This window comes from Falsiroseomonas ponticola, from assembly GCF_016805305.1.
Lineage (GTDB): Bacteria > Pseudomonadota > Alphaproteobacteria > Acetobacterales > Acetobacteraceae > Falsiroseomonas > Falsiroseomonas ponticola.
In genome coordinates, this window is the sequence record NZ_JAERQN010000001.1 from 1,157,876 (window position 1) to 1,178,796 (window position 20,921).

The 20,921-nt window shown below is 69.6% G+C and carries 22 protein-coding genes; 14 read left to right on the plus strand and 8 right to left on the minus strand.

The genetic code is table 11. The annotated features are described in order from the left end of the window. Positions 1-47 precede the first annotated feature (47 nt). The 11 genes from bchC (at position 48) to JJI54_RS05645 (ending at position 10,761) form a co-directional block, all read left to right on the plus strand. The gene (gene bchC / locus JJI54_RS05595) at positions 48-986 is read left to right on the plus strand and encodes a chlorophyll synthesis pathway protein BchC (RefSeq protein ID WP_203071711.1); all 939 of its coding nucleotides are present in this window, start codon (positions 48-50) and stop codon (positions 984-986) included. Continuing rightward, a complete protein-coding gene (locus JJI54_RS05600; protein WP_226381383.1) occupies positions 983-2,002 on the plus strand; it encodes a chlorophyllide a reductase iron protein subunit X in 1,020 nt (339 codons plus the stop codon). Before bchC ends, JJI54_RS05600 begins: the two co-directional genes overlap by 4 nt. A 4-nt stretch (positions 2,003-2,006) precedes the next feature. Then, on the plus strand, positions 2,007-3,533 hold the full coding sequence (gene bchY, locus JJI54_RS05605) for a chlorophyllide a reductase subunit Y (RefSeq protein WP_203071712.1): 1,527 nt from the start codon (positions 2,007-2,009) through the stop codon (positions 3,531-3,533). A gap of 4 nt (positions 3,534-3,537) precedes the next feature. After that, a complete protein-coding gene (gene bchZ / locus JJI54_RS05610) occupies positions 3,538-5,049 on the plus strand; it encodes a chlorophyllide a reductase subunit Z (RefSeq protein WP_203071714.1) in 1,512 nt (503 codons plus the stop codon). 148 nt (positions 5,050-5,197) lie between these two features. After that, complete coding sequence (locus tag JJI54_RS05615) at positions 5,198-5,392, plus strand: hypothetical protein (protein WP_092954575.1); 195 nt, start codon at positions 5,198-5,200, stop codon at positions 5,390-5,392. Between the two features lie 65 nt (positions 5,393-5,457). Next, positions 5,458-5,637: a light-harvesting antenna LH1, alpha subunit gene (gene pufA / locus JJI54_RS05620; RefSeq protein WP_164695421.1), complete on the plus strand. Its 180-nt coding sequence runs from the start codon at positions 5,458-5,460 to the stop codon at positions 5,635-5,637. Positions 5,638-5,757: 120 nt separating this feature from the next. Continuing rightward, positions 5,758-6,582 carry a photosynthetic reaction center subunit L gene (gene pufL / locus JJI54_RS05625; RefSeq protein ID WP_203071715.1) on the plus strand — a complete coding sequence of 275 codons (825 nt, stop codon included), beginning with the start codon at positions 5,758-5,760 and terminating at the stop codon, positions 6,580-6,582. An 18-nt stretch (positions 6,583-6,600) separates the two neighbouring features. Then, the gene (gene pufM / locus JJI54_RS05630) at positions 6,601-7,581 is read left to right on the plus strand and encodes a photosynthetic reaction center subunit M (protein ID WP_203071716.1); all 981 of its coding nucleotides are present in this window, start codon (positions 6,601-6,603) and stop codon (positions 7,579-7,581) included. Next, positions 7,578-8,645: a photosynthetic reaction center cytochrome PufC gene (pufC, locus tag JJI54_RS05635; protein ID WP_203071717.1), complete on the plus strand. Its 1,068-nt coding sequence runs from the start codon at positions 7,578-7,580 to the stop codon at positions 8,643-8,645. Before pufM ends, pufC begins: the two co-directional genes overlap by 4 nt. A 129-nt stretch (positions 8,646-8,774) precedes the next feature. Then, positions 8,775-9,212 carry a YqaA family protein gene (locus JJI54_RS05640; RefSeq protein WP_203071718.1) on the plus strand — a complete coding sequence of 146 codons (438 nt, stop codon included), beginning with the start codon at positions 8,775-8,777 and terminating at the stop codon, positions 9,210-9,212. A gap of 22 nt (positions 9,213-9,234) precedes the next feature. Then, a complete protein-coding gene (locus JJI54_RS05645; protein ID WP_226381384.1) occupies positions 9,235-10,761 on the plus strand; it encodes a phytoene desaturase in 1,527 nt (508 codons plus the stop codon). On the opposite strand, the gene crtD is transcribed toward JJI54_RS05645, so the two are convergent. Together crtD and JJI54_RS05655 are read right to left on the minus strand one after the other, a co-directional pair. Continuing rightward, complete coding sequence (gene crtD / locus JJI54_RS05650; protein ID WP_203071719.1) at positions 10,751-12,229, minus strand: 1-hydroxycarotenoid 3,4-desaturase CrtD; 1,479 nt, start codon at positions 12,227-12,229, stop codon at positions 10,751-10,753. The two genes, JJI54_RS05645 and crtD, sit on opposite strands and share 11 nt — an antisense overlap. Before the next feature lie 5 nt (positions 12,230-12,234). After that, a complete protein-coding gene (locus JJI54_RS05655) occupies positions 12,235-12,981 on the minus strand; it encodes a hypothetical protein (protein ID WP_203071720.1) in 747 nt (248 codons plus the stop codon). 73 nt (positions 12,982-13,054) lie between these two features. Here JJI54_RS05655 and JJI54_RS05660 point away from each other — a divergent pair, with 73 nt between their 5' ends. Beyond that, on the plus strand, positions 13,055-14,428 hold the full coding sequence (locus JJI54_RS05660; protein WP_203071721.1) for a cytochrome P450: 1,374 nt from the start codon (positions 13,055-13,057) through the stop codon (positions 14,426-14,428). After that, complete coding sequence (locus JJI54_RS05665; RefSeq protein WP_203071722.1) at positions 14,425-15,570, plus strand: ATP-grasp domain-containing protein; 1,146 nt, start codon at positions 14,425-14,427, stop codon at positions 15,568-15,570. Before JJI54_RS05660 ends, JJI54_RS05665 begins: the two co-directional genes overlap by 4 nt. Here the strand turns inward: JJI54_RS05665 and JJI54_RS05670 are convergent. From JJI54_RS05670 to phnC, 5 genes are read right to left on the minus strand one after another with little or no spacing between them, the layout of a single operon-like run. Next, a complete protein-coding gene (locus tag JJI54_RS05670) occupies positions 15,548-15,829 on the minus strand; it encodes a hypothetical protein (protein WP_203071723.1) in 282 nt (93 codons plus the stop codon). The genes JJI54_RS05665 and JJI54_RS05670 overlap by 23 nt on opposite strands. Before the next feature lie 46 nt (positions 15,830-15,875). Further along, complete coding sequence (gene phnE / locus JJI54_RS05675) at positions 15,876-16,739, minus strand: phosphonate ABC transporter, permease protein PhnE (RefSeq protein ID WP_203071724.1); 864 nt, start codon at positions 16,737-16,739, stop codon at positions 15,876-15,878. 4 nt (positions 16,740-16,743) lie between these two features. Continuing rightward, positions 16,744-17,652, minus strand: a complete 909-nt coding sequence (gene phnE / locus JJI54_RS05680; RefSeq protein ID WP_203071726.1) for a phosphonate ABC transporter, permease protein PhnE — start codon at positions 17,650-17,652, stop codon at positions 16,744-16,746. A gap of 2 nt (positions 17,653-17,654) precedes the next feature. Next, a complete protein-coding gene (gene phnD / locus JJI54_RS05685) occupies positions 17,655-18,638 on the minus strand; it encodes a phosphate/phosphite/phosphonate ABC transporter substrate-binding protein (protein WP_203071727.1) in 984 nt (327 codons plus the stop codon). 51 nt (positions 18,639-18,689) lie between these two features. Continuing rightward, positions 18,690-19,517 (minus strand): phosphonate ABC transporter ATP-binding protein, encoded by an 828-nt coding sequence (gene phnC / locus JJI54_RS05690; protein WP_203071728.1) that lies wholly within the window; start codon positions 19,515-19,517, stop codon positions 18,690-18,692. Between the two features lie 159 nt (positions 19,518-19,676). Between phnC and JJI54_RS05695 the strand changes: the two genes are divergently transcribed. After that, on the plus strand, positions 19,677-20,006 hold the full coding sequence (locus tag JJI54_RS05695; protein WP_203071730.1) for an NIPSNAP family protein: 330 nt from the start codon (positions 19,677-19,679) through the stop codon (positions 20,004-20,006). A gap of 310 nt (positions 20,007-20,316) precedes the next feature. Here JJI54_RS05695 and recR read toward each other — a convergent pair whose 3' ends face one another. Continuing rightward, positions 20,317-20,916 (minus strand): recombination mediator RecR, encoded by a 600-nt coding sequence (recR, locus tag JJI54_RS05700; RefSeq protein WP_203071731.1) that lies wholly within the window; start codon positions 20,914-20,916, stop codon positions 20,317-20,319. Between the last annotated feature and the right edge of the window lie 5 nt (positions 20,917-20,921).

A 20,921-nucleotide genomic window follows, 5' to 3' on the forward strand; every position in this document is an offset into this window, starting at 1 on the left:
AGCGTCAATTTACCCTGACAAACAACCAGAGGGAGCGGTCAGTCCAAGTGGACACCGTCGCAGTCATCCTAGAAGCGCCCGAGCGCCTCATCCTCAGCCGGCTCGAACTCTCGCCCCCGGGCGATGACGACGTGGTGGTGGATGTGGAGTGGAGCGGCATCAGCACCGGGACGGAGCGCCTGCTCTGGTCCGGCCGCATGCCGCCCTTCCCCGGGATGGGCTACCCCCTGGTTCCCGGCTACGAGACCGTCGGCCGCGTCAGCGCCGTCGGCCAGCGCGCGGATCGCCGCGTCGGCGAACGCGTCTTCGTCGCCGGCGCCAAGTGTTTCGGCCAGGTGCGCGGCCTGTTCGGCGGTGCCGCCGCCCGCCTCGTCGTCCCCGGCGCGCGCGCCGTGCCTATCGATGAACGACTCGGCGCCGATGGCGTGCTGATGGCGCTGGCCGCCACGGCGCGCCACGCCATCGCGGCGGAACATGCGGAGCTGCCGGACCTCATCGTCGGCCATGGCGTGCTGGGTCGCCTCGTCGCGCGCCTCGTCGTCGCCGCCGGCGGCGCGCCCATGGTGTGGGAGACGAACCCGACCCGCGCCGATGGCGCCATCGGCTACAAGGTCGTGCAGCCGGAGGATGATCCGAGGCGCGACTATCGCTGCATCTGCGACGTCTCCGGCGATGCCGGGCTGATGGACCTGCTGGTGCAGCGCCTGGCGCCGCAGGGGGAGATCGTGCTGGCGGGCTTCTACAGCGCGCCCATCAGCTTCTCCTTCCCGCCCGCCTTCATGCGCGAAGCCCGCTTCCGCATCGCCGCCGAATGGCGGGAGCCCGACCTGATCGCCGTGCGTGACCTGGTCGCCGAGGGCAGGCTCAGCCTCGAAGGCCTCATCACCCATACGCGCGACGCCGCCGCCGCGCCGGAAGCCTATCGCACGGCCTTCGGTGATCCCGCCTGCCTCAAGATGATCCTCGACTGGAGACAGACGCAATGAACGGCCCCGCCGCCATCACGCCCGTGCGTTCCGCCCAGTCCACGATGGCCGATGCGCTGCGTGCCGAGGCCGAGCAGGGCCCGGACCCCGTGCACACCGCGCCGCCGAAGAAGGAAACGCAGATCATCGCGATCTACGGCAAGGGCGGCATCGGCAAGTCCTTCACCCTGGCCAACCTCAGCTACATGATGGCCCAGCAGGGCAAGCGCGTGCTGCTGATCGGCTGCGATCCGAAGTCGGACACCACCAGCCTGCTCTTCGGCGGCCGTTCCTGCCCGACCATCATCGAGACCTCCTCCCGCAAGAAGGCGGCCGGCGAGCCCGTCGCCATCGGCGATGTCTGCTTCAAGCGCGATGGCGTCTTCGCCATGGAGCTGGGCGGCCCGGAAGTCGGCCGCGGCTGCGGCGGGCGCGGCATCATCCACGGCTTCGAACTGCTGGAGAAGCTCGGCTTCCACCAGTGGGATTTCGACTACGTGCTGCTCGACTTCCTGGGCGACGTGGTGTGTGGCGGCTTCGGCCTGCCGATCGCGCGCGACATGTGCCAGAAGGTGATCGTCGTCGGCTCGAACGACCTGCAGTCGCTCTATGTCGCGAACAACGTCTGCAGCGCGGTCGAGTACTTCAAGAAGCTCGGCGGCAATGTCGGCGTGGCCGGCATGGTCATCAACAAGGATGACGGCACGGGCGAGGCGCATGCCTTCGCGGCAGCCGCCGGCATCCCGATCCTCTCCGCCATCCCGGCGGATGACGATATCCGTCGCAAGTCCGCGAATTACGAGATCGTCGGCGTCCCGGGCGGCCCCTGGGCCAGCGTCTTCGAACAGCTGGCGACGCAGGTGGCGGAAGCGCCGCCGCTGCGGCCGAAGCCGCTGACGCATGACGCGCTGCTCGGCCTGTTCAAGGGCGATGCGGTCGGCCGCGGCGTGGTGCTGAACCCCGCCACGATGGAAGACATGTGCGCGGCGGATGTGCTGAACAAGCCGTCCCTCGAAGTGGTCTACGAGGGCGCCTGATCCCATGGACCAGCTCCCCCTCAACGCCGTGCCTGCGGCCGCGCCCGAAGGGGCCAGCGGTTCCGGCTGCCATGGCGGCCGGGAGACGCTGGAGAATGCGGCGCGCGCGGCCGGCAAGTCGGAGACGATGGACAAGCTGGCCGCGGATTACCCGCGCGGCCCGCATGACCAGCCGCAATCCATGTGCCCGGCCTTCGGGTCGCTGCGCGTGGGCCTGCGCATGCGGCGCACCGCGACGATCCTCTCGGGCAGCGCCTGCTGCGTCTATGGCCTGACCTTCACCAGCCATTTCTACGGCGCCCGCCGCACCGTGGGCTATGTGCCCTTCAACTCGGAAACGCTGGTCACCGGCAAGCTGTTCGAGGATATCCGGGACGCCGTCCACGCCACGGCGAAGCCGGAAGACTACGACGCGGTCGTCATCATCAATCTCTGCGTGCCCACCGCCTCCGGCGTGCCGCTGGACCTGCTGCCGAAGCAGATCGACGGCGTCCGCATCATCGGCATCGATGTCCCGGGCTTCGGCGTGCCGACGCATGCGGAAGCGAAGGACGTGCTGGCCGGCGCCATGCTGCGCTATGCGCGGAACGAGGCCGAATCCGGCCCCGTCGCCCGCCCCCGCCAGATGGTGGATGGCGAACGCACCGTCGCCCTGATCGGCGAACTCTTTCCCGCGGACCCGATGGGCGTCGGCGCCATGCTGGCGCCGATGGGCCTGGCGCTGGCGCCGCAGACCCCGGCGCGCGAATGGCGCGACCTCTACGCCGCGCTGGATTGCGAAGTCGCCGCCGCGGTGCATCCCTTCTACACCGCCTCCATCCGTGAATTCCGCGCCGCAGGCCGCCCGGTGGTGGGATCCGGCCCGGTGGGGCTGGAGGGGACGGAAGCCTGGCTCGGCGCCATCGGCCGCGCCGCCGGCATCGCCGACAGCGTGGTGGACCTGGCGAAGCAGCGCGTGCTGCCCGCGATCCGCGCGGCGCTGGCGAATGCCCCCATCAAGGCGCGCGTCACCGTCTCCGGCTACGAAGGCTCCGAACTGCTGGTCGCGCGCCTGCTGAGCGAGGCCGGCGCCGAGGTGCCCTATGTCGGCACCGCCTGCCCGCGCACGGAATGGAGCGAGGCGGACCGCCAGTGGCTCGAGGCCCGCGGCACGCATGTGCAGTACCGCGCGAGCCTGGAACAGGACGTCGCCGCCATGCGCGACGCGAAGCCGGATCTGGCCCTCGGCACCACGCCGCTGGTGCAGAAGGCGAAGGAGCTCGGCATCCCCGCGCTCTACTTCACCAACATGGTCTCCGCCCGTCCCCTCTTCGGCCCCGCCGGCGCCGGCTCCATGGCCGCCATCGTGGCCGCGCAGACCAAGGGGCGCGAACGCTTCTCCCGCATGGTCAGCTTCTTCGACGGCGTCGGCACGCCGGATGGCGCGGGCTACGGCTTCAAGGACAAGCCCGTCGATCCCCCCGGCTTCCGCGACCGGCAGCGCAAGCTGCGCGCGGCCAAGGCCAAGGCCGAAGAATCGGTGGGGACATAGCTCCATGTTGGTCCTCGATCACGATCGTGCCGGTGGCTATTGGGGGGCGATCTACGCCTTCTCCGCCGTGCGCGGCCTGCGCGTCGTCATCGACGGGCCCGTAGGGTGCGAGAACCTGCCGGTCACGGCGGTGCTGCACTACACGGATGCGCTGCCGCCGCATGAGCTGCCGATCGTGGTCACGGGCCTCGACGAGGACAGCCTCAGCAAGAACGGCACCGAGGATTCCATGCGCCGCGCCGCCGCGACGCAGGACCCCGACCTTCCCGCCGTCGTCGTCACCGGCTCGATCGCGGAGATGATCGGCGGCGGCGTGACGCCGCAGGGCAGCAATCTGCAGCGCTTCATCTGCCGCACGATCGATGAGGATCAGTGGCAGGCCGCCGACCGCGCCATCATGTGGCTCTGGACCGAATTCGGCGCCCGCGGCCGCAAGATGCGCGCGCGCAACGCCAAGCTCGGCCCGAAGCCGCGCGTCAACCTGATCGGCCCGATCTACGGCACCTTCAACATGCCGTCCGACCTGGCGGAGATGCGGCGCCTGGTGGAGGGCATCGGCTGCGAGGTCAACCTGGTCTTCCCGCTCGGCAGCCATGTCGATGACATCGCGAAGCTGCCCGATGCCGACGTCAACATCTGCCTCTACCGCGAATTCGGCCAGAAGCTGTGCGAGGAGCTGGAACGCCCCTGGCTGCGCGCGCCGATCGGCCTTTTCGCGACGACCAACTTCCTCCGCAAGCTCGGTGAGCTGACGGGTCTCGACCCCGAGCCCTTCATCGAGCGGGAGAAGCACACCACCATCAAGCCGATCTGGGACCTCTGGCGCAGCGTCACGCAGGATTTCTACGCCAGCGCGAGCTTCGCCGTGGTGGCGACGGATACCTATGCCCGCGGCCTGCAGCGTTTCCTCGGCGAGGAGATGGGCGTGCCCTGCGCCTTCGCCTTCAGCCGCAAGGCCGGCGAGAAGCCGGACAACGCCGCGGTGCGCGACGCCATGAAGAAGAACCCGCCGCTGGTCCTCTTCGGCAGCTTCAACGAACGGATGTACGCGGCGGAGCTGAAGAGCCGCGCCGCCTACATCCCCGCTTCCTTCCCTGGGGCGATCATCCGTCGCGCCACCGGCACGCCCTTCATGGGCTATGCGGGCGCGACCTACATCATCCAGGAATACTGCAACGCGTTGTTCGACGCGCTCTTCCACATCCTGCCCCTCGGCACCGACCTCGATCGCGTGGAACCCACGCCGGTCAGGAAGGCGGAGCCCTGGGATGACGATGCGGTGGCGCTGCTCGACGCGCATGTGGATGCCGCGCCCTTCCTGCTTCGCATCTCCGCCTCCAAGCGGCTGCGCGAACAGGTGGAACGCGCGGCGCGCGAGGCTGGGGAGCCGCGCATCGTGAGAGGCCGCGTGCTGGCAACGCTGGGGGAGGCACCCGTGCCTCCGCCAGGCGCCGGCGCCGGGAACAATGCCGCCGGCAATCCCGCCGCGGCCCCTGTTGCGGAGGGCGTCGGATGACGATGCCCCTGCGTCCTTCCGATCCCGTCGTCCCCAACCCAGCGACCGCTTTCGTCGTCGGTACCAGGACCTCGGGTCGGCCATGGCGGTTTCCCGCCACGCCGTACCCTGCCGCGCGGGCAAAGCGCGGTAACGGCCGAAAGGCAAGTTGGAGGTCATCATCATGGCCGAAGGTTCAAGGACCGGCCTGACCGAAGGCGAAGCGCGAGAGATCCACCGCCTGCTCATCCAGGGCTGGGCGTTCTCCGTCTTCGCGTCGATGGGCGCGCATATTCTGACGTGGCTGTGGCGGCCGTTGGTTTACGGCAACTCCGTGGTCCCGCCGGATTGGCGCTTCTTCTGAGGCTGAGCCGGGCCACCGGCTGAGGCCGAAGGCCCGGACACGACGAAACGAAGGAGAGAAGATCCATGCATAAGATCTGGATGGTGGTTGATCCCCGCCGGTCGCTGTTCCTGGCGATGGTCGCGGTGCTCGCGGTCGCGGCGCTGCTGCACATCGTCGTGCTCAGCTCGCCCCGCTACTGCGACCACTGGGGCTGGTGCGCCACGAGCCCGACCTTCACCCCGGGGCAACCCGTGGGGCGATAGGCGGATCGCGCCAGTGTCGCTCCGCGACAGCGGGCGTGGCAAGCACAGCGGGCTTCGCCCGCTGTCGAGGACGGCACGGCACGGCGGGCACTCGTCCCGCCCTGATGGGAGCGTCAAGCGATGGCGATGCTGACTTTTGAGCGGAAATATCGCGTCCGCGGGGGCACCCTGGTGGGCGGTGACCTGTTCGACTTCTGGATAGGGCCGTTCTGGATCGGCTTCTTCGGGATCACCACGGCCTTCTTCACCTTCATCGGTGTGGGGCTGATCCTGATGGGGGCGTCGATCCAGGGGACCTTCAACCCATGGCTCATCAACATCCCGCCGCCCGACCTGGCCTATGGCCTGCGCCTGGCGCCGATGCGGGAAGGTGGGCTGTGGCAGGCGATCACCGTCTGCGCGTGCGGGGCCTTCGTGTCCTGGGCGCTGCGCCAGGCGGAGATCTCCCGCAAGCTCGGTATGGGCTACCACATCCCGATCGCCTACGGCGTCGCGGTGTTCGCCTATATCACCCTCGTCGTCTTCCGGCCGATCCTGATGGGCGCCTGGGGCCATGGCTTCCCCTACGGCATCTGGTCGCACCTCGATTGGGTGTCGAACGTCGGCTACCAGCACCTGCATTTCCACTACAACCCCGCGCACATGCTGGCCGTGACCTTCTTCTTCACGACCGTCCTGGCGCTGTCGATGCATGGTGGCCTGGTGCTGTCCGCGCTGAACCCGCCGAAGGGCGAGCCGGTGAAGACGGCGGAGCATGAGAACACCTACTTCCGCGACCTGATCGGCTATTCCATCGGCACGCTGGGCATCCATCGCCTCGGCCTGTTCCTGGCGCTCTCCGCCGGGTTCTGGAGCGCGGTCTGCATCGTCATCAGCGGGCCCTTCTGGACGCGTGGCTGGCCCGAATGGTGGGGCTGGTGGCTCAACATGCCGATCTGGAAGTGAGGCGAGGAGGAAACAGCCATGCCCGAATATCAGAACCTCTTCACCCGGGTGCAGGTCAGGGGTCCCACCCCTTACCCCGGCGTCCCGCTTCCCCGCGGCGACGTGCCGCGGGAAGGCGGCTCCCGCAACGTCACCCTCTTCGGCTATTTCGGTGACGCGCAGGTCGGCCCGATCTATCTCGGCCAGCTCGGCATCCTGTCGATCTTCTTCGGCTTCATCGCCTTCGAGATCATCGGCCTGAACATGCTGGCCTCCGTGAACTGGAACATCGGCCAGTTCATCCGGCAGTTGTTCTGGCTGGCGCTCGAACCGCCGCCGGCCCAGTACGGCCTGCGCATGCCGCCGCTGCGCGAAGGCGGCTGGTGGCTCGTCGCCGGCTTCTTCCTGACGCTGTCCATCCTGCTCTGGTGGGCGCGCACCTATCGCCGCGCACGGCAGCTCGGCATGGGCACGCATGTCGCCTGGGCCTTCATGGCCGCGATCTGGCTCTACCTGGTGCTGGGCTTCATCCGCCCGATCCTGATGGGCTCCTGGAGCGAGGCGGTGCCCTTCGGCATCTTCCCGCACCTCGACTGGACCGCCGCCTTCTCGATCCGCTACGGGAACCTCTTCTACAACCCGTTCCACGCGCTCTCGATCGTCTTCCTCTACGGCTCCACGCTGCTCTTCGCGATGCATGGCGCCACGATCCTGGCGCTCGGCCGCTACGGCGGCGAACGAGAGATCGAGCTGGTGCTGGACCGCGGCACCGCGGCTGAACGCGGTGGCCTGTTCTGGCGCTGGTGCATGGGCTTCAACGCCAGCTTCGAAAGCATCCACCGCTGGGCCTGGTGGTTCGCCGTCCTCTGCCCCATCACGGGCGGCATCGGCATCCTCCTGACCGGGACGGTCGTCGACAACTGGTACCTCTGGGCCGTCGATCGGCATTTCGCACCGTCCTATCCCGCCCTCTGGGCACCGGTGGCCGATCCCGCAGCCCTGCAAGGAGCCCCGCGATGAGGTTCTCCACCCAGGTCCTGCTCGGCGTCGCCGGGCTGGTCGTGGCCGGCGTGCTGCTGCTGAGCTTCGAGCGGCCGCCGGTACGCAGCACGCAGATCGGCTTCCGCGGCGTCGCGATGCAGGATCTGAACAATCCCCGCACCCTGGCGGTGCGGGTCGCGGCCAACCGCCTGCCGGAAGTGCCGGACGCCGCCGACGCCGATGGACCCAAGGCATCCGAGACGTTCGAGAACGTCCAGGTGCTGGGCGAACTCAGCGCCGCGCAGTTCGGCCGCATCATGCAGGCGATGACCGAATGGATCGCGCCGGCGCAGGGCTGCACCTACTGCCACAACCCCGAGAACATGGCCTCCGACGAGGTCTATACGAAGGTCGTGGCGCGCCGGATGCTGCAGATGACGCGGCGCATCAACACGGACTGGTCGGCCCATGTCGGCCAGGTCGGCGTCACCTGCTACACCTGCCACCGCGGCCAGCCCGTGCCGGCCGAGGTGTGGGCCACCGCGGTCCTCCCGCATAACGGCCTGCAGGCGGCGCGCGGCCAGAACCACCCCGCGCCGGTCGCCAATGACAGCTCGCTGCCCGGCGATCCCTTCACGCCCTTCCTGCTGCAGGCGAACGAGATTCGCGTGATCAGCAACTCCTCCCTGCCTGGCCGCAATCCGGCCAACACCATGCAGGCGGAGTGGACCTACTCGCTCATGATGTCGATGAGCGAAGGGCTCGGCGTGAACTGCACGCACTGCCACAACAGCCGTTCCTTCGGGAACTGGGAAACCAGCCCGCCCGCGCGGCTCACGGCATGGCATGGCATCCGCATGGTGCGGGACATCAACACCGCCTACATCGTGCCGCTGACGCCCCTCTGGGCCGCCAACCCGCGCGGACCGGCCGATGGCCCGCATGGCGCGCGCCTGGGCCCGGGCGGGGACGCGCTGAAAGTGAACTGCGCCACCTGCCACCAGGGTGCGAACCGTCCCTTCTACGGGGCCCGCATGCTGGACGGCTATCCGGAACTGCGCCTCATCAGCGCGGGCCCGGCCAGGGCGGCTTCCGCCGAATGACCGGCGCGGCGCCCGGCCGCGCTGGCCGGGCGCCGGACCGGCGCCATCGCAACCGCGGCCGGCCCCCCTTCCCGGGGGGCCGGCCGCGGCGCTTTCCGGGCCATCGGCCGATGGGGCATATCCAGGCCGATGACCGAACTCCTCGCCCTGCTCGGGCTCTTCGCCTCCGCCTTCGGCGCGGCCAGCCTGCTGCCCCTGCAATCCGAACCCGTGCTGGTCGGCCTGCTGCTGCTGGGGGAGACACCCCCCTGGCTGCTGGTGCTGGTCGCCAGCATCGGCAACACGCTCGGCGCCGCGCTCAACTGGTGGCTCGGCCGCCAGGTGGACCGCTTCCGCGACCGGCGCTGGTTCCCCGTGCCCCCGCAGGCGCTGGACCGCGCCACGGGCTGGTATCACCGCTGGGGCCGATGGTCCCTGCTGCTGAGCTGGGCGCCGATCATCGGCGATCCGCTGACGCTGGTGGCCGGCGTGCTGAAGGAACCGATCGGCACCTTCCTGCTGCTGGTCGCCATCGCCAAGACCGGCCGCTACGTCGTCCTCGCCTGGGCGACGCTGAGCCTCGCCTGAAACCCCGCCAGGACAAGCACCCATGATGGACGGCATCGCCTTCCACGCCGATCCGCGGCCCCATGCCATCGTCATCGGCTCCGGCTTCGGCGGCCTCGCCGCCGCCATCCGCCTCGGCGCGCGCGGCTGGCGCGTGACGGTGCTGGAGAAGCTGGATGCCCCCGGCGGCCGCGCCTATGTCTACCGGCAGGACGGCTTCACCTTCGATGCCGGCCCCACCATCATCACCGCGCCCTACCTGCTGGAGGAGCTCTGGACGCTGTGCGGCCGCCGCATGGCGGACGACCTCGACCTCCGCGCGATGAACCCCTTCTATCAGATCCGCTTCGACGACGGCACGGTGATGAACTGCTCCGCCGACCTCGACGCCACGCGCGCCGAGATCGCGCGCATCGCGCCGGAGGACCTGCCGGGCTTCGAGCGTTTCATCGCCGTCAGCGAACGCATCTTCGACGTGGCCTTCGCCAAGCTGGCCGACCAGCCCTTCCACCAGCTCTCGACGCTGCTGGCCGCGGTGCCGGACATGATGAAGCTCGGCGGCTGGCGCACCGTCTATGGCAAGGTCAGCGACTACTTCACCAACGACAAGCTCCGCATCGCCTTCAGCTTCCATCCGCTGCTGATTGGCGGCAACCCGCTGACGACGACGGCCTATTACTGCCTGATCGCCCATCTCGAACGCCTGCATGGCGTGCACTACGCCATGGGTGGCATGGGCGCGGTGGTGAATGGCCTGGCCGGGCTGATCGATGGCCAGGGCGGCCGCTTCCGCTTCAATGCGGAGGTCGAGCAGATCACCGTCAAGGACGGCAAGGCCACAGGCGTGCGCCTGCGCGGTGGCGAACACCTGGCCGCCGATGTCGTCGTCTCCAACGCCGATGTCGGCTGGACCTATTCGAAGCTGCTGAGCGAGCATCCGCGCAAGCGATGGACCGACGCCAAGGTCGCGCGCACGCGCTACTCCATGTCGCTCTTCGTCTGGTATTTCGGCACCAACCGCCGCTTCGACGATGTCTATCACCACACCATGGTGCTCGGCCCGCGCTACCGCGAATTGCTGGCGGACATCTTCAAGCGGAAGAAGCTGGCGAAGGACTTCTCCCTGTACCTGCACCGGCCCACGGCGACGGACCCCTCCCTCGCGCCGCCGGGCTGCGACAGCTTCTATGTCCTCTCCCCCGTGCCGCATCTCGGCAGCGGCACGGATTGGGCGCAGCAGGCGGAACCCTATCGCGCCGCCATCCAGCAGCGGCTTGAATCCACGGTCCTGCCCGGCCTCGGCGATTCCATCGTCACCTCCCGCCTGCTGACACCGCAGGATTTCCGCGACCGGCTGCTCTCCGTGAACGGCGCCGCCTTCTCGCTGGAGCCGCAGCTCTTCCAATCCGCCTGGTTCCGCCCGCACAATGTCAGCGAGGAAGTCGGCGGCCTCTTCCTGGTCGGTGCCGGCACCCATCCTGGCGCCGGCGTGCCCGGCGTGGTCAGCAGCGCGAAGATCCTCGACCAGGTCGTGCCGCATGGCGCGACCCTGGCCCGGGCTACCGCGTAGCGCTGTCCTCCAGCAGCTTCGCCGCCGCGAGGCGCCCGGACATCGCCGCCATCGGGATGCCCGGGCCCGGATGCACCGACCCGCCCGCGAGGTAGAGCCCCTTCACGCCGCCCGTCGCGCCAGGCCGCGCGAAGGTGCCCGTGGCGCCATGGCTCGCCCGCCCATACAGCGCGCCCCCCGTGCCCGGGAATAACTGGTGGAAACCCGCGGGCGTCGTCGTGACGCGCTCGCCCTGCCCGATCTCGAGCCCGCAATCGCGCATGAGGTCGAGGCTGCGCCGCTCGATATCCCGCAGCACCACCGGATCGGGCTCGCCGCGGTCGCCATCGGCCGGCGCGTTCACCAGCAGCAGCATGCGTTCCGCCGCGCCCTCCGGCAGATCGCCATGCCCGCGATCCTGCGCGCAGAGATAGACGGTCGGCGCCGCCGTCACCTGGCGGCGGCGGAAGACGGCATCGAATTCGTCGGCGTAGTCCTCGGCGAAGAAGACGTTGTGGTGCATCAGCGGAAAGCCGCGGGTCGGCGCCTTCACGCACCAGGTGATGGCGGAAAGCGACCGCGCCGCGCGGGGCGTGTCCCGCAGCCCGCGCCGCGCGCGTTCGCCGAGCAGCCCCTGGCCGAGCGCCGCCACATCGCCGTTGAAGACCACGGCATCGGCCTCGATGCGCTCGCCATCCATCAGCCGCACGCCGATGACGCGCCCGCCCTCCACGATGATCTCCGCCGCCTCCGCGCCGAAGCGGAAGCGCGCACCCTGGCTTTCCGCCAGGTCGCGGATCGCCTCCGCCACGCGCTTCATCCCGCCCTTCACCAGCCAGACGCCGTCCTGCTCCACATGCGCCACCAGCATCAGCGTCGCCGGCGCCAGGAAGGGGGAGCAGCCGCAATAGGTGGCGTAGCGCCCGAAGAGCTGCCGCAGCCGCGGATCGCTGAAATACGTCCCGAGCGCCTGCCACAGCGTCGCCCAGGGCATGGTCCGCCACAGCGCATCGATCCGCGAAAGCCCGACCCGCCGCACCAGTTCCAGCGGGGATGGCCGCTGCCCCGCGATGAAGCTTCTCTCCAGTGTCGCGAAGATGTCGGCGCTGCGGACGACGAAGTCCCGGTAGCCGCGTGCATCGGCCGCGCCCGCAAACTCCCCGATCGCCTCCGCGCTGCGATCCACATCGGCGAAGAGGTCGAGCCGCCCGCCCTTGCGCCAGGCATGCCGCGCCAGCGTCTCCGCCGCGTGCAGCTCCAGAAAATCCTCGATCCGCCGCCCGCAATCCTCGAAGAGACCCGAGAAGATCCAGCGCATGGTGAAGACGGTGGGGCCGCCATCGATGCCGGCGCCGTCCACCATCACGTGCCGCGCCTTGCCGCCCGCGCTCGCCGCGCGGTCCAGCACCGTCACCTCCGCGCCGCGCCGCGCCAGGTCGGTGGCCGCGGCCAGCCCGCCCATGCCCGCGCCAATCACCACCACGCGCATGGGAATCAGGCCGCCACGCCCACGCGCCGCGCCCGCCCCTGCCGCGCCTTCCGGTCGATGTCGAGCCGGTGCCAAATGATGATGGCGAGCCCCACGATCAGCGGCACCGACCACATGCCGGGATGCAGCGCCAGTTCGGGGAAGATGCGCACCGACCCGAAGGCCATGAAGGCGGTGTAGACGCTGATGCCCGCGCCGACCAAGGCCTTGATGTGCTCCTTCAGCCAGTCCGCGCGCTCCACGCGCGGCTTGTGGATGAACCAGAGGTTCGTCAGCCCCGTCGCCACGCCGACCACCGCGATGCCGATCATCAGGTACTGCCCGATGAACCACCCATCCACCGCGCAGGCCACCGCCGCCGCCATCACCGCGTATTGCAGCCCGACATTCAGCGGCGTGCGGTTCAGCGCGTGCCGTGCCTTGTTGCGGATCGCGAGCCAGCCATACCAGGCCAGGTTGATCGTCAGGATGCCGGTATGCAGCATCATCCAGCCGAACAGCCCGCGGATGAAGTTGGCGTCGAAGCGGTCCGCCAGGTGCGGATGCGTGCCGAAGGGATCGGCCAGCGTCATCAGGCTCATGCAGACGGCGAAGCTGCCCGTCGCCAGCATGGCATAGGCGAAGACCTTCCCCCAGCGCGCATGGTTCACGCCGCCCTTGCGCCCGATCACCGGCACCCAGAAGGCGATGGCGCCCGTGCTGCCCGTGACGATATGCGCCGCGATGAGGCCATGGAACACCAGCAGCTCCATTCCTCGCCTCCCGTATGACGGAAGTGACAATGCCACTTGACACTTCGCGGTGTAAAGCGAGGGATAGTGCGGCATGTCGATGACCGCGCCCTTCATCCCGCCGCACCCCACGCCGCGCTCGCCCATCATCTCCCTCTTCCGCGCCCTGCTGCAGGGGGAGGGCAACCTGCTGGGCCTGCTGCCGGCCGATGCCTACCGCATGCCGATCGGGCCGCTCGGCTATTCCCGCCGCTCCATCGTGGTGGTGAACGAGCCGAAGCTGGTGCGCGACGTGCTGGTGGACACGCAGGGCATCTTCCCGAAATCGGACCTGATGGTGAATGCGCTGGAGCCGCTGATCGGCGACAGCATCTTCGTCAGCAACGGCGCCACCTGGAAGCGCCAGCGCGCCATGATGGACCCCGCGCTGACCCTGATGCGCGTGAACCGCGCCTTCGCCAGCATGGAAGCCGGCGCCGCCGAATACGAGGAGACATTGCACGCGCAGGCGCAATCGAAGGAACTCTTCTCCCTCGACCTCGCCATGAGCCATCTGACGGCCGACATCATCTGCCGCTCCGTCTTCTCCACCTCGCTCGCCACGACCGTGGCGCATGAGGTCTTCGACGCCTTCACCTTCTTCGAACGCAGCGTCGCGCAGGTGGAGATCCGCCGCCTGATCATGGACCGCGCCTGGACGAAGATTCCCCAGACCCAGGCCGTGCTCGACAGCTGCGCGCTGATCCGCCGCTGCCTGGGCGATCTGCTGGACAGCCACCTCGATGCCGGACAGTCCTTCGACGACATCGCCAGCGCCGTCGTCGCCGCGCATGATGTCGATGGCCGCGCCTTCACGCGGGAGGAGCTGATCGACCAGCTCGGCGTGCTGTTCCTGGCGGGGCATGAGACCAGCGCCAGCGCGCTCACCTGGTGCTTCTACCTGCTGGCCACGCGCCCGGAACTCGTCGCGCGCATCCGCGCCGAAGTGGCGGAGGTCTGTGGGCCAGGCCCGATCAGCTTCGAACAGACGCGCCGCCTCGTCTTCACGCGCAACGTCTTCAACGAGACGCTGCGCCTCTATCCCCCCATCACCTTCCTGCCGCGCGTGGCCAACGAAGCCACGCGCATCGGCGAGTACCGCGTGAAGCGCGGCGCGCTGATCATGGTGGCGCCCTGGGTGCTGCACCGCCACCGCCTCTACTGGAAGGACCCCAACGTCTTCGACCCCGACCGCTTCACGGCGGAACGGAAGTCGGAACTGACCCAGGGCGCCTATATCCCCTTCGGCATCGGCCCGCGCATCTGCGCCGGCGCCGCCTTCGCGACGGTGGAGGCGACGCTGCTCATCGCCCGCCTCTTCCGCCATTTCGACTTCACGGTGGAGAACCCCGCCGCCGTCCGCCCCGCCGCGCGCCTCACCACGCGCCCGACGCGCCAGGTCATGTGCCGGGTGACGCGCGCGCGATGACGCGGACGGTGGTGCTGACGCTGGGACGGCTGCCCAAGGCCCTCGACCTCGCCCGCGGTTTTTCCTCGATTGGCTGGCGTGTGATCGTCGCGGAGCCCTTCGCGCGCCACCTCTGCGGCTCCTCCCGCGACGTCGCCCGTTCCATCCGCGTCCCGCCGCCCAGCGCGGGCAAGCGCGCCTATCTGGAGGCGCTTGCGAAGATCGTGCGGGAGGAGCGCGCCGAGCTCGTCCTGCCGGTGTCGGAGGAGACGATGCATGTCGCGCACCTCCCGCCCCTGCTGCCCCCCGGCGCCCGCGTCGCGACCATGCCGCCGGACCAGGTTCTCGCCCTGCACCACAAGGGCGGCTTCATCCGCGCCGCCCTCGACTACGGCGTGACGGTGCCGGAGAGCCTGCCCCTCGGCACGCCGGAAGCGGCCGCCCTGGCGCGCGACAGCGCCGTGGTGGTCAAGCCCGTCCACAGCTGCTCCGGCCGCGGTGTCCGCCGCCTCGCCGCCGGCGATCCCCTGCCCGGCGAAGCCGATCCCCACCTCGTCCAGCGCCTAATCGTGGGGGAGGAATTCAGCACCTGCTCCCTGGCCCATCAGGGCCGCGTGCTGGCCACCACGGTCTATCGCGGCGCGCAATTCTCGGGCTCGGTCGCCGTCTCCTTCGAACGGGTGGACCACCCGGCGATCGAGGCCTGGGCGGCCCGCTTCATCGAGCGTGCGAACTGGTCCGGCTTCATCAGCTTCGACCTGATCGTGGATGCGCGGGGCACGCCCTGGGGCATCGAATGCAACCCGCGCACCACCAGCGGCCTGCATTTCTTCGAGCCCACGGATATCGCGCGAAGTCTCGCCGACCCCACCGCGCCGCCGCCCCGCCACCGGCCCGAACGCACCCTGCAGCAATTCTGGTCCTGCCTGACGGAGACGCAGCTTTCCCTGTTCAAGGGCGGCCCCTTCCGCGCCAACCTCCGTCGCCTGCTCACCACCCGCGACGTCTGCTGGCAGGCGCGCGACCCCTGGCCGCTGCTGGCGATGCCCTGGACATCCTGGCCCATCATCCGCGACGCCGCCCGCAAGGGGGTGCCCTTCGGAGAGGTCGCAACGCTGGATGTCGGCTGGTACGAGGACGCTACTTCAGCGGCAGCCCGTTAGCCGCGGCGATGGCCGCCGGATCCACCCGCGCCTCATTCGCCGCCGCCGGCACGCGCGGCGCCCGCAGCGGGCGCCGGCCGAGCGACCAGTTCGGCGCCATCCGCACCTCCGGGTTCGGCACCGTCCAGCAGGACCCGTCCGCATCCAGGAAGACCACCCACATCAGGTGCGTCTCCGCCCCGTAGTCGATCAGGAAATGCGCGATTCCCTCGCCCTTCGGCGTCGACATCGGCAGGGGCGGGTCGAGTTGCAGGATCATGCGGCGGAAACGCGGCCTCCGGCGGCCTTGTTCCCCGTCACGATTCTCAGCGCTTCGCGATCCCGTCCCGGTCGCCGATCAACCGCCGGCGGATGCGCGACGACAGCGTATCGATCAGCGCCACGGCCGCGATCATCAGGATGATGATGAAGGCGACCTCGTCCCAGTAGCGGACCTTGATCCGTTCCGCGATCTGCAGCCCGATGCCCCCCGCCCCGACAACGCCGAGGATGGCAGCCGAGCGCGTGTTCGACTCGAGGAAGTACAGCGCCTGCGCCACCATCACCGGCAGCACCTGCGGCAGCAGCCCGAAGCGGGTGCGCAGCAGCCGGTTCCCGCCCACGGCATCGATCCCCTCCGCCTGGCGCTTCTCCGCATTCTCGATCGCCTCGGCATACAGCTTCGCCAGCACGGCGATGTCCGCGGTCGCGATCGCCAGCACGCCCGCCAGCGGGCCGAGCCCCACCGCCCGCACATAGGCCAGCGCCCAGATCAGCTGGTCCACGCCGCGGAAGCCATCGAAGACCCGCCGCAGCGAGAAATGCGCCAGCGTGTTGGTCACCACGTTGTTGGCGCCCATGAAGCCCAGCGGCACGGCGATGATCGCGGCGGCCAGCGTGCCGAGGAAGGCCATCGCGATGCTCTCCGCGATGCCCTTCAATATCTCCTCCCACTGCTCCCCGGGTGAGGGCGGGATCATCAGCGTGACGATGGTGCCGAGGCCGGACAGCCCGTTCCACAGCCGGGCCGGCGTGATGTCGAACCACCAGAACAGGAAGACCAGCCAGCCGATCCCCGCCGCCCAGGCCAGGGCGCGCAGCGCGCGAGTGGCGGGGGTGGCGCCGAAGGCGCGGGGGTAGCGCGCGCGGAGTGCCGCGACCTGCTCCGGGGTCGGATGCGCCAGCGCCATCGCCTCAGCCCTTCCCGCCGGCGGCGGCCGCGTTCAGCCCCATGCGCAGCTTCTCCGACACCACGTCGATCAGCGCGACGGCCAGGATGATCAGCACGACGATGGCGCTGATCTCCTCGTAGTAGTTGAAGGCGATCACCTGGTAGAGCTCCTGCCCGATCCCGCCCGCGCCGACGAAGCCGATCACGCTGGCGCCCCTGACATTCACCTCGAAGCGCAGCAGCGCGTAGCTCAGGAAATTGGGCGCCACCTGCGGCAGGATGCCGAAGCGCGCGCGGTGGAACCAGTTGCCGCCGGCGGCGCGCACGCCCTCCACCGGGCCCGGCTCCGCATTCTCCACCACCTCGGCGAAGAGCTTGCCATTGGCGCCCAGCGTGTGGATGGCGATGGCCAGGATGCCCGCCAGCGGCCCGATGCCGAAGGCCCAGACGAAGATCAGCGCGAAGACGATCTCCGGCACCGTCCGGCACACCTCCAGGAAGCGGCGGGACAGGTGATAGACCCAGGCATTGGGCGCCATGTTCCGCGCCGCCGGGAAGCAGAGCGCGAGCGCGCCCAGCGTGCCCGCCAGCGTCGCCAGCAGGGCCATCTGCGCCGTCTCGAACAGCAGCCAGGCCCATTTGTCGGCGCGATACATCCAGGAGGCGAAGCTGCCCTCCGTCTCCCAATTCGCGAAGAAGACCTCCCAGCGGAAGGTCGGGAGCGTCCGCCAGAAATACTCGCCGATGCGCGGCAGCCCGGCCAGGATGGCGGCGGGAGAGGCCTCGCTGACCAGCGCCGCCACATAGATGCACACCAGCAGGACGCCACCCCACAGCAGGGTGGCGTTGCGTCGGGCGCGGCGCGCCGCCTGGAAATCCGCCTCGATCCGATCAACGGCAACGGGGCGGGGAAGGGGGAGCGCCGCCGACACGCCTAGCTGCGCCGCCGCCGTTCGGCCGCTTCCTCGCGGCGCAGCTGCACGATGGGTTCGAACTGCTCATGCGTCACGGCCGCGTAGCCCAGCCCGCCGCCGCGCTCCACCTGCGCATAGATCTGCGGATGGGCGGTGGCCAGCGCCAGGTGGAAGGCGGTGATGTCGGCCTTGAACGCCGCCGGCAGATCCTTCCGGACAGTCATCGGCCCGTTCAGGATCGGGCGGGACCGCCAGATGATCCGCAGGTCGCGCATGGTCAGCATCCCCTTCTCGACCATGGCGCGAAGGTTGCCGCGGGTGAAGCCCTGCGCCTCGTCGCCCTGGCCGGAGGCCCAGGTCACCGCCGCATCATACTGGCGCTGCAGCACCGCGACCACCGCCTGTTCATGCCCGCCGCCGAAGCCGGTGCGGGAGAAATACTGGCCGCCTTCCGTGTTGATGCCGGAGGCGCGCAGCTCGCTGCGCGGCACCAGGTAGCCGCTTGTGCTGTTCGGGTCGGCCCAGGCCAGGGACCGGCCGCGCAGCTGGTCCAGGCTGGTGATGCCGCTATCCGCCCGCACCACCATGACGGAGATGTAGGAGATGCCGCCATCGGCCTCCCGCGCCACGAAGAGCGGCTCCACCCCCCCATTGGTGTCGAGCCAGGCGCCGGCATAGGCGGAGGCGCCGAGGCTCGACATCTCGATCTGCCGCGCGCTGAAGGCCTGCATCACGCCCGCATAGTCGGAGGCCGGGAAAAGGCGGACGGGCACGCCGAAGGTCGCCTCGATCAACTGGCGGTAGGCGTCGTAGCGGCCCAGACGGTCGGATTCATTCTCGCCCCCCATCAGGCCGATGCGGATCTGGGGGACCTGCTGCGCCCAGGCGCGGCGCCCGGCCGCGGGCATGGCGGGGGTGGGGGCGGGCGCGGGGGCGGAGCCTTGCGCAAGCGCGGGCAGGGGGGCCGCCGCGGCGGCGGCCAGCATCAGGCGACGGGTGATCATGCGGGTCTCTCCGTTGGGTGGAAGAACGCCGCCGATCCCGCCGCCCGCCACTCAGGCGATGGCGAGGCCGGCCTTCGGCGCGCGCTGGGCCTGGGGCTTCACCGCCTCCTCGGCCTGCTCGTCGAACTCGTCCTCGGACACGCCGTAGATCTCGCGCACCTTCTCCCCGGTCAGCGCGGCGGGCGGGCCATCGAACATCACGCGCCCGGCCTGCATCGCGACGATCCGGTCGCAATAATGCCGGGCGGTGTCGAGGTGATGGAGGTTGGTCAGCACCGTGATGCCATCCTCCCTGTTCACCTGGCGCAGCGCCTCCATCACCGTCCGCGCATTGCGCGGGTCGAGGCTCGCGATCGGCTCGTCGGCCAGGATGAATTTCGGTTCCTGCATCAGGGCGCGGCAGATCGCCACGCGCTGCTGCTGGCCGCCGGAGAGCGTATCGGCGCGCTGCAGCGCGGTATCCGCCAGGTCGAAGCGGTCCAGCGCCTGGATCGCCAGCGCCCGTTCCTCCGCGCTGAACAGGCAGAGCAGGCTGGTCAGCGTGCCCATCACGCCGGGCCGGTGGTTCAGCCGGCCGACCAGCACGTTGGTCAGCACATCCAGGCGCTGCACCAGGTTGAACTGCTGGAAGATCATCGCGCAGTCCGTCCGCCAGCGCCGCAGCGCGGCCCCGCGCAGCGCGGTGATGTCCTGGCCATCATGGATGATCCGGCCCTCGGAGGGTTCGGTCAGGCGGTTGATCATCCGCAGCAGCGTGGATTTCCCCGCCCCTGACCGGCCGATCACCCCCACCATCTGGCCATCCGGGATCGAGAGGCGGACATCGTTCACCGCCGTCACCGAACCGAACCGCCGTGTCAGACCCTGGAGCTCAAGCATCCCCGCCGCCCTTCGATGGTGCGGCCTATACATGCACCGTATGACATCGCCGTTGCAGGGGGATGATGGTCTGATGGCAGCGATTCCGGCGGCCCGGGCCCTTCCGCGCCCCGCCGCCCTGGGCGATCCTCCGCGCCCAACCCCAGGGGGAACTGCCCGATGATCGTCGACCTGCGCATCTACACCACGGCGCCCGGCAAGCTGGCCGAGTTCGTCTCGCTCTATGAGACGATGGCCTGGCCGCTGCAGCTGAAATACCTGGAGAACTGCCTGGGCTGGTTCACGACGGTGGAGGGGGAGCTGAACACCGTTGTCCATCTCTGGGGCTATGCGGATTTGGCGGATCGCGACCGCCGCCGCACCGCCATGGCCGCCGACCCCGCCTGGGGCGCCTATCTGAAGGAGGGTGCGGCCCGCGGCCTGCTGGTGAAGCAGGAGAACCGCTTCGTCCGGCCGACGGGGTTCTACAGCAAGTTCAAGGCCGGCTGATCGGCCCGGGGGGAGCGCCGCTCCCCCCATACCCCCCACGCCAGGGTCGAAGGCGACCCTGGGCCGCCGGATAGGAAACCGAGGACGGTCCCGGGCCGTCTCGGCCCTGGTGGTGGGGGTCCGGGGGAGGCAAAGCCTCCCCCGAAGTGCCCCGCGAAAGCGCTGGCGCCGCGCCTTGTGTTCCGGCTATGTTCATCGCGCCGCCGCCCTTCCGCGCCCTCCGCACCCCCTCGAAAACGGTGCTAAAGGCGCATAAACGGCATAATCGGCTTAAGTCACCTAGCGACTAAAAAGTCACACCCGTCACCAGTTACACCGGCCGCCGCGCCCGCAGCGCCGCCGCCAGCGTGCCCTCATCCAGCACATCCAGCGCGCCCCCCATCGGCACGCCCTGCGCCAGCCGCGTCACCGTGACATCCGCGGGCTTCAACCGGTCCGTCAGGTAATGCGCCGTCGCCGTGCCATCGACGGTGGCGGGCAGGGCGATGATCACCTCGCTCACCCCCTCCTGCTCCACCCGCCGCAGCAGCGGCTGGATGGAGAGTTCCTCCGGCCCGATGCCGGCCAGCGGAGAGAGCGTGCCCCCCAGCACATGGTACAGCCCGTGATGCGCATGGGCGCGCTCCAGCGCCCAGAGGTCGGCGACCCCCTCCACCACGCAGACCAGGTGGCGGTCCCGCCGCGGGTCGGTGCAGATGCCGCAGGGCGATTGCGCATCGAGGTTGCCGCAGACCTGGCAGGGCCGCACGGCCTCGGCCGCCGCCGTCAGCGCCTCCGCCAGCGGCAGCATCGTCTCCTGCGGCTTCATCAGCATGCGCAGCACCGCCCGCCGCGCGCTGCGCCGGCCAAGGCCGGGCGTGCGCGCCAGCAGCGCGATCAGGCGTTCGATGGGATCATTCGGCAGTGACAAGGGGA